The 1,162-nt window shown below is 26.6% G+C and carries 2 protein-coding genes; both read right to left on the bottom strand.

Annotated elements, in window-relative coordinates; all coding sequences use genetic code 11:
- On the bottom strand, positions 1-317 hold a 317-nt coding region (locus BUB36_RS18980), incomplete at its 3' end, for a hypothetical protein (protein ID WP_131821394.1).
- A gap of 20 nt (positions 318-337) precedes the next feature.
- Positions 338-1,162, bottom strand: an 825-nt coding sequence (locus tag BUB36_RS18975) for a hypothetical protein (RefSeq protein WP_165613159.1), incomplete at its 5' end; no start/stop codon positions are given.

Genomic DNA, 1,162 nt, shown 5'->3' with positions numbered 1-1,162 from the left:
TCCTTTGATTCTATCAGTAGTTCAAATTGAATATATACGTTGTTGTTTTCGATATTTTCAAAGTCTATAATATCTTTCACCGCTTCTTCCTTTATTTCATATACGTCTTTTAATATTTTCGTGTATTTATTGATTATGAAGGTCCGTGGATTTTTTTCTCCTAAACTGCTTCTATCTTTCATTTTTTTGAAGTATTTTATATCTTCTTCTGCTTCCTGCCTGCTTATTTTAAGAAGGTCTGCATATTCATCTATATCCTCTGTGATTAGTTCTATCTTTTTGTATAGGTTTGAAATTTTATTGTAAAATTTAAGCATTATCTGCATCAACTCCTTTTTTATAGAAACGATGTGAATTTAGCCCGCATTATTCTAAATAATCCTCTATTTGTATTTTTATTTGTAGCTTCTTTATTTTTAAATTCATATCCCCCATATTTGCTTAAAACTTCTTTTGTAATTTCGTATAAATCTTTAAAATATTCTGTTTTATCTACATCTCCTTCAAATACTGTTTTAAGTAAGGTCCCATCATTGCAATTATTTAACAGGTCTATACAGTAATCTAAAGTGAATATTAAGTTCTTTTCAAAACCTATTTTTCTTAAGTCCTTTTCTATATCAAATATTTTGTATGTAACTTTCTTGTCTCTAAATTTTTCTATATATCTATTAACAATAAAAACTATTTTTTTATTTTGTTTACTATATATTTTGTTGTCCTTTATTTTTTTTATTATATTTGACTCTTGATTAAGTATCATTAGTATTACGTCTGATACTTCTAAAAGGTAATTGGTTATTTTATTTATACTGGCAATTGTGTCAATAACCGTTATTGGATGTGTTTTTTTAGTATTTTTAATGAGCATTTCAATGTCAGTTTCTTCTAAGTCATAGGATTGGTTTGATGACATCATGTCAAAATTTTTATGGACTTTTTTAGAGTACATATATGTGTTTGTCAATTCTTCTAATATATTGGTTTTATGAAAATTAATGAATTCATCCAATCCCTTGTTCATTTCTGAATTTGAAAGATATGTTTCTATGTCTTTATGAAACTTATTTGTATCAACTAGCATAACCCTTTCTTCTGTTATTTTACTTGCCATGGCTGCAAAATTTATAGCTGTTGCAGTTTGTCCCGTCCCTTTTTTAGG

Source organism: Paramaledivibacter caminithermalis DSM 15212 (genome assembly GCF_900142245.1).
Taxonomy (GTDB): Bacteria; Bacillota; Clostridia; order Peptostreptococcales; family Caminicellaceae; genus Paramaledivibacter; species Paramaledivibacter caminithermalis.
Note: the sequence above shows the minus strand (reverse complement) of the source record. Positions and strands in the feature narration are given on the sequence as shown.